Below are 13,726 nucleotides of genomic sequence, written 5' to 3'. Positions count from 1 at the left end.
ATTTTAATTAAAATTTTATTCGTATTGTGGTATAAATAACGATGATTTTAGGGGTGTGATTATATGGAACATGTATATAAATGGCATAATCAAGCTATAGGTGAAAGAGTAGTAAAAGCCTTAGAAAAAAATCAATTTCATGCTATTTATTTTGAAACAAAGGAGCAGGCAGAAAATTTCATAATGTATCATATCAAACCTGGGGATGTAGTTGCTTTTGGGGGATCAGTGACAATAAAATCTATGGATATTAAAAAGAAGATTATAAAAATTGGAGGAACTATTATAGACCATGGAGAGCCAGGGATCACTCAAGATGAAAAGATAGATATAATGAGAAAAGAACTAGTGAGTGATTTATTTCTCTGTAGCAGTAATGCAGTCACATTAAATGGAGAAATAGTAAATGTTGATGGTGCTGGAAATAGAGTTGCAGCTATAACTTTTGGTCCTAAGAAAGTTATAATGGTTGTAGGGGTAAATAAAATAGTAAAAGATGAAAAGGCTGCTTTTGAAAGAATTAAAAATATAGCAGCACCTCAAAATAATAAGAGATTAGCTTGTAGCAACCCANNATAGTAAAAATAGAATTTGTAGAGCGTATTCTGTATTAAAGAAGAAACCTATGCTAAGTGATATAAGTGTTATAATTATAGGAGAAGAAATGGGATTTTAAATTAAGGCCTTGAATATGATTATAAAAAATCGCGATAGTTTAATCACGATTTTTTATGTTAAATTAAGTTTAATATTCTAAAATAACATAATTTTCTAAAAATACTTTATCTTATTGCTATTATGCCTTATAATATAGACAGGACTTTAATAATTCAGGATGAGGTGATATAATGTCAAAATGTCCTTTGTTGACTACTTTTGAAGAAGAAGTTGAATGTTTTAAAGAATGTGCACTATACAAATGGTCAGAAAATGAAAATAAATGTCCCTTTGCAGAATTGAAAAATTTTAAGCCTTTGGTAATTAAAAATATATATGAGTATGATTTTTTAAAAGATGATAAAACTTCTCCTATAAGCATACTTTATAATGAAAGTTATTTATAGGCATATGATTAACTTACTTCGCCTGAATATAAATTGTAAAATATAATATTTTTATGGGTTAAGAAAAATATATATTTAATTGGATTTTTTATATAAATTTATAAAGATATAAAGGGTATAAAAAAATAGCACTATTAGGTGCTATTTTTTTGCTTTAAGTTACATCCTTTACTACAACCACTACAACCACTACAATTTCCTTGGAGTTTCTTAGTGCAGGTATTTTTAACTCCGTCCTTAAGAATAGTTTTAACCATAAAAGAGTTATTTTTATAGGTTAAAATAATTTCTTTAATATACTTTATAACTTCATCATCATAAAGTATATTAAGCTCTTCTATATTATCTCTGATATCATTATGATTTTCATTATCTAATAAAATTTCCACTTTTGGTGAACTACAACAGCCATTGACATATTTAAATCTAACAAAGCCATATTCAATATGATTTTGTAATAGAGAAATTAAATTATCATAGGCACTATTAGATATTTTTATTTTAGGTTTATCATACATACTAATCACCTAAATTCTTATATTATTCATGGTATTTAGAAGAATATTCATATAATAATGATTCTTTAAGTTCCCAAAGTTTTTTAGATAAATCTACATAATAATTATGTGGATTTTGAAGTCTTAAAACTTCGGGCCAAAGTTTTTGAGTTTCAACTTTAGAATACTCTTTTATATCCATTACAGAAGGACTATTATATATAGGTTTGCCTTTATTAAAAATTTTAACCATTAATTCTTTTACATAATAGTTTTTTAGTCTCTTTCTCTTCCATGTAAAAGTTGGATTGAAAATTTCTAGGGGTTCATCAATATTTATTTCCTCATCATTAAGACAAATTAAATCAGCTATAGCCATATCTGTTTTTTTATCAAAGATTCTATATAATTTTTTAAAAGCAGGATTTGTAATCTTTTCGATATTTTCACTGATTTTAATTCTAGGAATAATTACATTATCTTTCTCTATTGCAACAAGCTTATAAACACCGCCAAATACAGGTTCACTTCTAGCAGTTATCAATCTTTCTCCTACTCCAAAGCTGTCAATGGCAGCACCATTTTCTAGAACAGCTCTAATTATAAACTCATCTAAAGAGTTAGAAACTGTAATTCCCACATCTTCATAACCAGCTTCATCTAGCATTTTTCTTACTTCTTTTGTAAGATAAGTTATATCTCCACTATCAATTCTTACTGCTTTAGGTCTTTTACCCATTGGTTTTAGTACCTCATCAAAAACTTTTATTGCATTAGGCACTCCAGACTTTAAAACATTATAGGTATCTATAAGTAAAACGGTATCGTTTGGGTAAGTAAGGGCCCAAGCTTTAAAGGCTTCATATTCACTGTCAAATAATTGTATCCAAGAGTGAGCCATTGTACCTACAGCAGGAATACCAAACATTTCCTCTGCTATAGTACATGCTGTAGAATTACAACCTCCAATAACAGCTGCTCTAGCTCCATATATAGCACCATCGTATCCTTGTGCACGCCTAGAACCAAATTCCATGACAGGACGACCTTTTGCTGCTTCGCAAATTCTTGCTGCTTTGGTAGCTATTAATGTTTGATGGTTTATAGTAAGAAGTATCATTGTTTCAATAAACTGTGCCTGCATTACTGGACCTCTTACTGTTAGTAAAGGTTCTCCAGGAAATACAGGTGTGCCTTCAGGTATAGCCCAAACATCACAAGCAAATTCGAAATCCTCTAGATATTTTAAAAAGCTTTCACTAAAGATATTTTTACTTCTAAGATATTCTATATCATCATTTGTAAATTTTAAACTTGAAAGAAATTCTATTACCTGTTGTACACCGGCCATGATGCAATACCCACCGCCATCAGGAATTCTTCTAAAGAACATATCGAAATAAGCAATGGTATCTTGAACATCATTACTTAAATATCCATTAATCATGGTAAATTCATAAAAATCTACTAGCATGGTTAAATTTCTATGATTTTTTACATTAAAACTTTGTGAAGTACTCATTTTTTATCCCCTTACTGTTTTATAAATTGTGTGTTATATTATAACATAATCATAGTATATAATCTATAAAGTTATTGGATTATAAAGTATATTATATGCAATTTTGCTAAAGAATAAAATCTATTTAAATATGAGGTAATAATATGTGTTATAAAGAATATGAAAAGCTTAGTGACGAACAATTAAAAGCAATAGTTTGCAAAGAAGAAAACATATTAGTTAGTGCTGGTCCAGGTAGCGGAAAAACTGTTGTAATAGTTAATAAAGTTCATCATTTGATAAAATATAAAAATGTTAATCCTAGAAATGTTATAGTTATAACTTTTACTAAAGCTGCTGCAAATAATATGAGAAATAGATATAAGTATTTAAGTAAAGAAAAAGTCAGTCCTTTTTTTGGTACATTTCATGGACTATTTTATAAAATATTAAATTCTTATTATGGGAAAATAGATATCATAGAATCACAAGAAACCTATAAAATAATTAGAAGTTTTTTATCAACCTATATGGATGAGGTAGGGGATGAAAAAGTAAAAGAGTATATAAATAACATATCCTTATTTAAAAGTAGCAACTTACAAATTAGTGAATTTGAGACAACATTAGATAAGGATATATTTAAAAACTGTTATGAAATATATGAGAGCTATAAAAATGAAAAAAATATATATGATTTTGATGATTTACAAATAATGTGTAAGAACTTATTTATTAAGAATCCTAGGTTGCTTCAGAACTATAGAGATTTATTTAAATATATATTAATTGATGAATTTCAGGACTGCGATGAAATTCAAATAGATATCTTAAAATTACTTAAAGGAAATAATCAAATTTTTGCAGTAGGAGATGAGGATCAATGCATATATAGTTTTAGGGGATCTAGACCAGATTACATGGTGAATTTTAGTGAGTATTTTCCAAATGCAAAAGAAATATTTCTCTCTACTAATTATAGATGTACTAATAATATTGTAGAAACTTCTATGAAGGTTATAAAAAAGAATTTTCTAAGAAGTAAAAAAAATATAATAGCCCATAAAGAATATAATGGTGAAATAAAAATTGTAAATAGCGACAATGAAAATTTAGAGGCTGATTACATTGCTTCACATATAGAAAAGCAGATAGTAACTGATAAAGAGAAACCCAGTGATTTTGCTGTAATTTATAGAACTAATATTGAAAGTAGAAATATAATTGATACTTTCATTAGAAAAGGAATATCTTTTAGGCTTTTAGATAAAGAATATAATTTTTTTGAACATTTTATTTGTCAAGATATAATATCCTATTTGAGATTAAGCATTAATAATAGAGATAAAGAAAGCTTTTTAAGAATTATAAATAAACCTTATAGATATGTTAGTAAAGTCTTATTGGAGAAAATTAGATACAGTACTTCAGATGAAGACTGTTTTGAAATATTAAAATCTAGTAATGATATTAAGACCTTTCAAATAAAAAATATAGATAAATTAAAAAATGATATACATAGTTTAAATAAAATGTCATTGAATACTGCAATTGCTTTTGTTATTCAAGATTTAGGTTATTATGATTACTTAAAAGATTACTCTTCAAAGTTTAAAGGTAGCCTTAAGGATTTAGAAAACATTTTAGAAGAATTTAAGTCTTCCGCTTATGAACATAGAACTATTATTTCTTTTTTGGCCTATATAGAAGAATATAAAAATCATATAACAAACAAAAATAAAAATAAAAAAGATGATGCAGTAATATTAAGTACTATACACGGTGTAAAAGGGATGGAATTTAAAAATGTTTTCATAATTAATATGGTACAAGGATATATTCCCCACGAAAACAATATAGAAAGTAATATAGAAGAAGAAAGAAGATTATTTTATGTAGCGATGACTCGTAGTATTGAAAATCTATTTCTATTTATACCTAAGAAAATACAAAGTCAAAGTTATAGACCTTCTCAATTTATAAAAGAATGTGAATACAAAAATTCACTTCCATTTAAATTGAATGATCTTGTAGTTCATAAAAGTCACGGTAGAGGTAAGATTACATATATAGATGAAAGTACAATAGAAATTGAGTTTAATAACATAAATAAAAGATTTGATTTAAATATAGTATGTGATTATAGCTTAATAGAATTAGTAGATAAATAGTTTAATTCTTTCCATACATGTAACTATTGAAGAAGTGGTTGGAGGTATGGAATAAAAGGATGGCTAGATTGTTACTGAAAAATATTAAAAAATATAAATAAAACAGTAGAAAAAGATATGTTTTTTATTATAGAGATTAAAACAACTTTATTTAATATTATTTAGACTACTTTTGAAGTAGTCTTTTTGCATTCAAAGTAATTAAAGAAGTAAGACATAGATAATTATTTTAAATAGGTTACATAATCATAATTATGATTATTAAATTTAAAGTAAACTAAAATAAAAGTTAAAAATATAAAAAAATGTATTTAAATAAGCTTTCAATATCACTAATATTATGCGATCTAGGCTGAACTTTAATATAATGTTATAATAATTTAACAGAATTAATGAATAACAATAATTAAGGATTTGTTGAAGTATTTTTAATAATAGTATATAATCTTAATGAGTTTAAAGTACGGTAAAAAAAGATTAGGCTTAAAAATAATAGACAAGAAGGTCTATTATTTTTTTATGGAGGCATAGTTATGGATTTTCTCAATATGGCAAAGAATATAGAAGATGAATTAATTGAAATTAGAAGAGATTTACATAGAAATCCTGAGTTAGGTTTTGATTTGCCTCAAACTTCAGGAAAGATCAAAGCTTTTTTAAAGAATGAAAATATTCCTTATACTGAAGTAGCTAAAACTGGAGTAGTAGCTACTATAAAGGGAAGAAAACACTCAGAAGAAAAGAACTTTAAGACTATAGCTATAAGAGCAGATATGGATGCTTTGCCACTAGAGGATAAGAAAACTACTGCATATACTTCTAATATAAAGGGAAAAATGCATGCATGTGGTCATGATGCTCATACAACTATAGCACTAGGTGCTGCAAAAATATTGAATTCTATTAAAGATGAATTTAGTGGTAATATAAAATTTTTCTTTGAACCTGCAGAAGAGACTGTAGGAGGAGCTCAATTAATGATTGAAGAAGGTGTCCTTAAGAATCCTTCTGTGGATGGAGTTATAGGGCTTCATGTAGACGAAAATTTAGAATGTGGAAAAATTGGAATTAAAAGAGGAACTGTTTATGCGGCCTCAAATCCTTTTACTATAAAAATATATGGTAGAGGTGCACACGGTGCAAGCCCTCATAAAGGAGTAGATCCAATAGTCATTGCAAGTCATGTAGTTTTAGCACTCCAAACTATTGTAAGTAGAGAAATTTCTCCGACTTCTTCAGCGGTAGTAACAGTAGGGACAATTAAGGGTGGTACAGCACAAAATATTATACCTGAAGAAGTTGAAATATCAGGAATACTTAGAACTATGGAAATAGAACATAGAGAATATGTAAAGGAACGATTATCAGAAATAGTAAATGGCATAGTTACGTCTATGAGAGGGAATTGTAAAATAAAAATTGATGAAAGCTATCCATGCCTTTTAAATGATGACAATATGTATGATATATTTGAAAATAGTGCTGTAAGCTTATTAGGGCAGGATAAAGTTAAAGTCTATAATGAACCAACTATGGGAGTTGAAAGTTTTGCTTATTTTTCCTTAGAAAAGCCTTCAATGTTTTATTGGCTTGGATGCGGCAATTTAGAGAAGGGAATTGTACATCCTGCTCATAGCTGCTTGTTTGATATAGATGAAGAGTGTTTAGTTATAGGAACAGCTATGCATTGTAAAATGGCATTGGATTTTTTAAATAAATCATTATAAAAATAATTTTACCTTAGGAGGAAAATATGAAGATAGATATAGGACCAAATGAAGCAGGACAAAGATGTGATAAATTTGCAAGAAAATTATTAAAGGATGTTCCATTAAGTGCAATATATAAGGCATTTAGAAAGGGAGACATTAAAGTAAATGGTAAAAAGGTAAAAGAAAAATATTCCTTAGAAGAAGGGGATATAGTTGAGATTAGAGAAATTAAAACTGAAGCAAGTAATAATAAGAAAAAACAATTTGATAGAATTGATAATAAACTAAAAATAACTTATGAAGATGAAAATATGATATTAGTAGAAAAATGGCCAGGAGTCTTAGTACATAGTGATAAAAAAAATGGGGAGGCTACATTGACAGATTATGTGCTTTCTTATCTGTATGATAAAGGTGATTATCAGCCAGAGAAGGAAGTAACCTTTACTCCTGCACCGTGTAATAGATTAGATAGAAATACCTCCGGTATTGTATTATTTGGTAAGAATTTTAATGCACTAAAACAATTAAATGAGATGATTAGAGAGAGAAAAATCGAAAAATATTATACGGCATTAGTGAAAAATAGAATTAAGGATGGAATGTATGAAGCATATATTTCTAAAAATGAAGATGCGAACATATCTAAGGTTTATGATGAACCAATGCCAAACACAAAAAAGATAGCTATGAAAGTTAAAACAATACAAAGCTGTGGAACTTTTTCACTAATAGAAATAGATCTATTGACAGGAAGAAGCCATCAACTTAGAGCTCACTTATCCTTTTTAGGAAATCCAATAGTAGGAGATATCAAATACGGTGATAAAAAGTTAAATAGTTTTTTTATTAATAGATATGGATTAAACTATCAATTCTTATATGCTTATAAGGTTATATTTAAGAATACTCCTGATACACTATCATATTTAGAAAATAAAACAATTGCAGAATCGTTACCTCCAATACTTAAGAAGATAAAAAATGATGTTTTTAAAATCTAGTGGAGGTGTGTTATGGGAAATAGTTCGAAATTAAACACACAATCTGCGGCTAAAGGTGTTGCTATATTAAGTATGGCAATGCTTTTTGTAAAACTAATGTCTCTTTTATATGTTCCAGTATTGAGAGCTATTTTAAAGCCGGAGGGTATAGGAGTATATTATTCCTGTTATCAAATATTTCAATACTTTTATATAATAGGTAATGCAGGATTACCGGTGGCTATTTCTAAAATAGTTTCTGAATTTATAGCTCTTGGTAATTATAAAGATGCAGTTAAAACTTTTAAAATGGCAAGAGCTATGGCTTTTATGTTAGGACTTGTACTAACATTGTTACTATTCTTATTTGCAGAACCTTTAGCAAAAAGCATGAATAGTGAACAATCAACATATGCACTTATGGCATTATCACCGACTATATTAATTACTACTATATTATGTGCTTATAAGGGCTATTTTCAAGGTAGAGGAAATATGACTCCTACAGCAATTTCACAAGTAATTGAGCAGGTGTTTAATACAGCTTTTAGTTTGATCTTCGCTTATTTATTAATTGGATATGGAAATGAATATGGAGCAGCAGGTGGTACTGTTGGTACAACCTTAGGAGCTCTAGTGGCAGCAATATATTTTTTTAGATTCTATGAAAAAAATAAAGTCAATAATATACCATTAGGTTATAGTCATAAAGGTATAGAACGGGCTTCAAATGAAGAAATTGCAAAGAAAATTTTATTTTATGCTATCCCTATAACTATTGGTATAGCTATACAACAAGCGGGAACTCTAGTAGATTTAAAATTGGTGAAAGGTAGATTAGATATAGCTGGTTTTGATAAGTCAAATATAGAAATATTATGGGGAGTATTAAGCCAATATACCGTATTAATAAATGTACCTTTAGCCTTAGTAAGTTCATTATCGATTTCAATAGTTCCTATAATTTCAGGTCATAGTGCTACTAAAGATAAGAAATCTTTAAGAAATAGTGTTAATAGTAGTGTAAAAGCAACCTATTTAATTACGGTTCCATCTGCTGTAGGACTTTCTGCATTTAGTTTACAAATACTTCAATTATTAAAGCTTGATTTAAGTATATCTAAACTATTATTTTATGGATCTTATGTAATAATATTAATGGCAATAGTATATTTACAAACATCTATATTACAGGGGTTAGGGAAGGTTAAGGCAGTAACAATATTTTCAGTAATAGGACTTATTGGAAAAATTATTGCTAACTATGTATTTGTAGCTATTCCAGAAATCAATATATTAGGAGCAATAATAGGAAATGCTATTTCATTTTTAATAATGCTTATTTTAAATCAAGTATTAATAAATCAAAGTCTTAAAATTAAAGTTAGTATTGTAAGACCAATAATTAAACCGTTTATTGCATCAGCAGTTATGGCTACTGTAGGATTAATATGGTACAACCTAGTATATAAAGTATTTTTAATGTTATCAAAAGGATATATAGCAAATGCATTATCTATAGCTACTACTATATTTGTTGCTGCTGTAGTGTATTTTGTATCATTAATATATATAGGTGGAATTAGAAAAAAGGATATTCAAGTGCTGCCTAGAAAACTAGTAAGATTTATACCTAAGAAGTTATTGCTAAAGATAAGGTAGGAACAATATTTTAATATTGTATTTATTTATAATAAAATAGGTGAGAAATAGTGTGAAATTTATTTAAATTATTTTTCACTGTAAACTGTAAATTGTAATATAAAAAATCGTGACTATTAGTCACGATTTTTTATGATGATTTTCTTATCATAAAAGTAGAGGTTATGAATAGTGAAAATCCAATTATTATTAAAATAACATTCTTAATAATAAATATATCATTTGGAATTATTATGTTCAATATTTTTAAAGTTAAGGCTGTTAAAATAGTTAAACAGGTAATTATTAAAAATTCACCTAAATTTATAGAAATAGATACAACTTTATTAATTTCAACCATATTAATTACTAAGGCAATAATAGAAGATACAGTTAATGCAAAAGCATATCCTAATATATTAATTTCAGGAATTACTATCAATATATATATAAGTACTAATTGAATTAAAGATGTAATTAAAGAACTTATCAATATGGTCTTTTGCTTTCCTAAACCATTTAAAATACCATAGGTACAAGATGAGGTGTATAGAAAAGGTGCACAAATAGATACAGCTCTAATATATAATGAAAGATCATTTCTTTTATAGAATAACATTCCTAGATTATTTGGAATTGTAAGACATATTATCATAGTGGAAATACCCAATAAAAAGCACATTTTAACAACTTCATTAATTCTTGTTTCTAATCCAGTAAAATCTTTTCTAGTTAAATTTTTTGATATATCGGGTACTAATATTGTAGCCATAGATACTACAATAACAATTGGAAAATATATAATGGTTAAAGACATACCACTAAACTTACCTATAATTTCTAGTGCAGCGGTATATTCTAATCCAGCTAATACTAGTCTTCTAGGTACTAATAATGTAGAAAATCCTGAGATAGCTGTAGTTAATAAGCCATTGATAGCCAAAGGTGCTGCTACTATTAATATATTAAATAATAGTTGAGCACTGTTTTCTGTCCTTTCTTCATTTAATGGTATGTCCATAAACTTAAGCCTGCTTCTTTTATAAAATAAACATAAAAGTATAAGGCTCACAAATTCACCTATGGCAAAAGAGGTGTAAGTAGCAGTAACTGTAGAGGTTATATCTTCTAATAAAAAATAATTAATTACAGATAATGTAATAAACATTCTTATTGCTTTTTCAACGATATCAATAATTGCTGGTGTCTTAACTTCTAATACACCATAAAAATAACCTTTATACACAGAGGAGATAGCAATAAAAATCAATGCAGGACATAATACCCACAATGAATATAATGTTCTACTATCTTTTATTATATTAGTGCTAATAATTGGTGATAGTATAAATATTATTATTGTNNGAGCACTACACGAACGCTTTTATTTAAATTTTTATAATGACTTGTCCCATAATAAGAAGAAACTTCTTTAGATATGGCAGCAACTAAACCACCACATACTAGACAACAAAATAGATCATATATAGGCATTATAAGTCCATATAAACCAACTCCCTCTGGACCTAGTTTGTCCGAAAGAATAATAGAAAAAACAAATCTTATTATAGCCATAGCTAAATTAGATATGGTTAAAACAAATGTATCTTTATAAAATGTATCATTACCCATAAAAACCCCCGCTAAAGTAATATATTAATACTTATATGTAGACGAGCAGACTTATATTCTTATTTTAATATTTTAAATTTTTAGGAATTAACCATTGAAATTTCTATGACTCCTTAATTTAAACTTTAATAAATATACTTATAGTTAAGATAGTGAATATAATAACAATTAAATATATACCAATTAAAACTTTACAGAGGTTTTATGTATTATTTTTAACAACCATTTTCCGATTTAGTAAATAAAGGAAAGGATTAGTAATTTAATGTAAATTATAAAAATATATATTAATAAATATATAAATAATGGAGTGAGGTTATGAAGAAGATTTGTGGGTGGGCTTTATTGATAATATTTTCAATTTCAATCTTTATTTTTGTTAATAGAAATAAGAATGACTATGGAATATCTTGTAAGGAAAATAATGTTGCTTTAGAGATTAAATATAAAGGACTATCTAATTCAAGAGATTTTGATAAAGATGAAAAAGGAAATCATTATATAGCTTTTAAAGATAGAATTATAATAATAGAAGAGAGTGGTAAAAGTTACAGTTTATTCTCAAAAAATTCACTAGATATAACTAGCATTGTGTATGATAAGGAAAAAATTTATTATGCTTCAGATTCTTCAATTTTTTGTTATAATCTAAAAACTAAAGAGCATAGTGAATGTATTAAAGGAATACCTAACATGGGAGATTATAATAAGGTATTGCTAAAATTAAGAGGGGAATACCTATTTATTGCTATAGGGTCAGCTACCAATTCAGGTGTAGTAGGTGAAGACAATCTTTGGAGGAAAAATTATCCTACAGAACATGATTATAGTCCTAACTCCATAATTTTAAAAGGAAATAACTTTGGAGAAGAAAACACTGGGGCATTTGTAGAGTATGGTAAGCCCAATTTAGTTGGGCATATAATAGAGAAAAGTGAAATAGGAAATTCTACAGTAGTTATTTATAACATAAATACAAGGGCTTATGAAACATTTGCTTGGGGGATTAGAAATATAATGGGGATGGATTTTTCAAGTGAGGGTAGTCTGGTTGCTACTGTAGGGGGAATGGAGCATAGGGGATTAAGACCAATAAGTAATGATAGTGATTATATCTATGAAATTCAAAAGGGAGTATGGCATGGTTTTCCGGATTACTCTGGAGGAGATCCTATAACTTCTTTAAGATTTTTGGATAAAGATAATAGACCTACAGAATTTATTTTAGAAAAACATCCAACCCAAACCCCACCAGGACCATTATATCAATATAGTAAAGTATCAGCATTAGGAACCGTTGCAGTTGATTCACAAGGAAAATTGGGGGAAAGGGATGATATATATTTTTATGATCAGTTAGATAAAAATATATATAGTTATAATAAATTTAAAACATCTAAAGAATATATAACTTTTGGTGATAAAGCACAAGTTGAAAGTATAAAAATATTAGATAATAAACTTAATATTTTAGAAAATAATCAAGGTGTATTATATGAATTAAAGACTTGCGGAAATAAAAATAATGTAATATCATTAAAGGAATTGTTTAGATATTTATTATTTATTGCACTAACTCTTATTGTTATGATTATCATATTATTTATATAGTAATAAGTTGAAAATTTTTAAAATCTATTTAAATTTGAAATTTTAAAATTGTATTAAAGCCTTAGAATTTTTTAAGAAAAAGAAGGAAAGTTAAGGTTTGAGGTTATTTTCTTGAAGTAAATAAATTAAATTTAAAATTTAGCTATCTTTTTTGAGAACTTTGTTTATAATAATACTGTATTAATTTTTACAGTAGAAGGTGGTAATATAATTAAGCGAAAGATTGAAAATACTTATGGATACACATTAAAATTTTTATTATATGCTTTTAACCCTATAAAGAAAAAAGTTAAAAGGACAGATTGTATTGTTCATCAATTCATAAATAAAGAAGCTTTGGAGATTTTAAGAAATGATGGATATGAAAAGCAGTACAAATTTTTTAAAAAGTATATTAAAATATTAAACAAAGGTGTAATATGGGCAGATTCAGATTTTAAAAGTGCTAACCATTTTTATCATCATGAAGGTGGGAGAGGTTTATATGGCTGTTCTAATGCATTAATTGAATGTGAAATTTATTATAATAAAGCGTTAAAGAATATCCACTGTAATAATATTCCTAAAGCCATGTTTTATTTAGGAGCAGCATGCCATTTAATTCAAGATACAACAGTACCTGCACATGCAAATGTAAATTTGAGGAAACATAAGAATTTTGAAACATGGGCTATTAAACATATACAAAGTGGATATACTCATCCTATTAAACAAGGGTCTATAAATTATAATACGGTTGAGGAGTATATTAAAGAAAATGCTAAATATTCTAATAGGATTGATAGCATGTATAGGAATGTTAGAAATAAAAATGAAAGATATGCTAAAGTTCTAGAGAAGGTATTATTAAAAGCAAATCAAAGTACAGCAGGATTCCTACTAATGTTTTATAATGATGTAAATAATTAATCAAA

At 27.1% G+C, this 13,726-nt stretch carries 11 protein-coding genes and 1 pseudogene; 8 read left to right on the top strand and 4 right to left on the bottom strand.

Annotated elements, in window-relative coordinates; genetic code table 11:
- Positions 1-63: 63 nt before the first annotated feature.
- Positions 64-676: pseudogene (locus tag B2W91_RS20660) on the top strand (lactate utilization protein).
- 172 nt (positions 677-848) lie between these two features.
- A complete protein-coding gene (locus tag B2W91_RS20655; RefSeq protein WP_291584367.1) occupies positions 849-1,064 on the top strand; it encodes a hypothetical protein in 216 nt (71 codons plus the stop codon).
- A gap of 134 nt (positions 1,065-1,198) precedes the next feature.
- Here B2W91_RS20655 and B2W91_RS20650 read toward each other — a convergent pair whose 3' ends face one another.
- Both B2W91_RS20650 and B2W91_RS20645 read right to left on the bottom strand, forming a co-directional pair.
- Entirely contained in the window at positions 1,199-1,582 is a 384-nt protein-coding gene (locus tag B2W91_RS20650) for a hypothetical protein (protein WP_291584365.1), read from the bottom strand.
- Between the two features lie 22 nt (positions 1,583-1,604).
- Positions 1,605-3,083, bottom strand: a complete 1,479-nt coding sequence (locus B2W91_RS20645; protein WP_291584364.1) for a nicotinate phosphoribosyltransferase — start codon at positions 3,081-3,083, stop codon at positions 1,605-1,607.
- A gap of 143 nt (positions 3,084-3,226) precedes the next feature.
- On the opposite strand from B2W91_RS20645, the gene B2W91_RS20640 reads away from it, so the two are divergent.
- From B2W91_RS20640 to B2W91_RS20625, 4 genes are all read left to right on the top strand, one after another.
- Positions 3,227-5,233: an ATP-dependent helicase gene (locus B2W91_RS20640; protein WP_291584362.1), complete on the top strand. Its 2,007-nt coding sequence runs from the start codon at positions 3,227-3,229 to the stop codon at positions 5,231-5,233.
- A gap of 533 nt (positions 5,234-5,766) precedes the next feature.
- Entirely contained in the window at positions 5,767-6,960 is a 1,194-nt protein-coding gene (locus B2W91_RS20635; protein ID WP_291584360.1) for a M20 metallopeptidase family protein, read from the top strand.
- A gap of 26 nt (positions 6,961-6,986) precedes the next feature.
- Positions 6,987-7,949 carry an RluA family pseudouridine synthase gene (locus B2W91_RS20630; RefSeq protein WP_291584358.1) on the top strand — a complete coding sequence of 321 codons (963 nt, stop codon included), beginning with the start codon at positions 6,987-6,989 and terminating at the stop codon, positions 7,947-7,949.
- Positions 7,950-7,961: 12 nt separating this feature from the next.
- Positions 7,962-9,590 carry a putative polysaccharide biosynthesis protein gene (locus B2W91_RS20625; RefSeq protein WP_291584356.1) on the top strand — a complete coding sequence of 543 codons (1,629 nt, stop codon included), beginning with the start codon at positions 7,962-7,964 and terminating at the stop codon, positions 9,588-9,590.
- Between the two features lie 130 nt (positions 9,591-9,720).
- Here the strand turns inward: B2W91_RS20625 and spoVB are convergent, their stop codons facing one another.
- Together spoVB and B2W91_RS20615 are read right to left on the bottom strand one after the other, a co-directional pair.
- On the bottom strand, positions 9,721-10,887 hold the full coding sequence (gene spoVB, locus B2W91_RS20620; protein ID WP_291584480.1) for a stage V sporulation protein B: 1,167 nt from the start codon (positions 10,885-10,887) through the stop codon (positions 9,721-9,723).
- Between the two features lie 38 nt (positions 10,888-10,925).
- The gene (locus B2W91_RS20615; RefSeq protein ID WP_422653282.1) at positions 10,926-11,144 is read right to left on the bottom strand and encodes an oligosaccharide flippase family protein; all 219 of its coding nucleotides are present in this window, start codon (positions 11,142-11,144) and stop codon (positions 10,926-10,928) included.
- A gap of 375 nt (positions 11,145-11,519) precedes the next feature.
- Here B2W91_RS20615 and B2W91_RS20610 point away from each other — a divergent pair, with 375 nt between their 5' ends.
- Positions 11,520-12,812, top strand: coding sequence for a hypothetical protein (locus B2W91_RS20610; protein WP_291584352.1), 1,293 nt, complete (start codon positions 11,520-11,522; stop codon positions 12,810-12,812).
- 183 nt (positions 12,813-12,995) lie between these two features.
- Positions 12,996-13,721: a zinc dependent phospholipase C family protein gene (locus B2W91_RS20605; RefSeq protein ID WP_349680825.1), complete on the top strand. Its 726-nt coding sequence runs from the start codon at positions 12,996-12,998 to the stop codon at positions 13,719-13,721.
- Positions 13,722-13,726: the final 5 nt, after the last annotated feature.

The sequence above is a fragment of the Clostridium sp. UBA6640 genome, assembly GCF_002455975.1.
Classification (GTDB): domain Bacteria; phylum Bacillota; class Clostridia; order Clostridiales; family Clostridiaceae; genus Clostridium_J.
This window is presented reverse-complemented; position numbering and strand designations above follow the sequence as displayed.

Bases quoted from the DNA above. Each gene is read 5' to 3' on its own strand.
- B2W91_RS20655 (WP_291584367.1), top strand. From the start codon at position 849: ATGTCAAAATGTCCTTTGTTGACTACTTTTGAAGAAGAAGTTGAATGT.
- B2W91_RS20650 (WP_291584365.1), bottom strand. From the start codon at position 1,582: ATGTATGATAAACCTAAAATAAAAATATCTAATAGTGCCTATGATAAT.
- B2W91_RS20645 (WP_291584364.1), bottom strand. From the start codon at position 3,083: ATGAGTACTTCACAAAGTTTTAATGTAAAAAATCATAGAAATTTAACC.
- B2W91_RS20640 (WP_291584362.1), top strand. From the start codon at position 3,227: ATGTGTTATAAAGAATATGAAAAGCTTAGTGACGAACAATTAAAAGCA.
- B2W91_RS20635 (WP_291584360.1), top strand. From the start codon at position 5,767: ATGGATTTTCTCAATATGGCAAAGAATATAGAAGATGAATTAATTGAA.
- B2W91_RS20630 (WP_291584358.1), top strand. From the start codon at position 6,987: ATGAAGATAGATATAGGACCAAATGAAGCAGGACAAAGATGTGATAAA.
- B2W91_RS20625 (WP_291584356.1), top strand. From the start codon at position 7,962: ATGGGAAATAGTTCGAAATTAAACACACAATCTGCGGCTAAAGGTGTT.
- B2W91_RS20610 (WP_291584352.1), top strand. From the start codon at position 11,520: ATGAAGAAGATTTGTGGGTGGGCTTTATTGATAATATTTTCAATTTCA.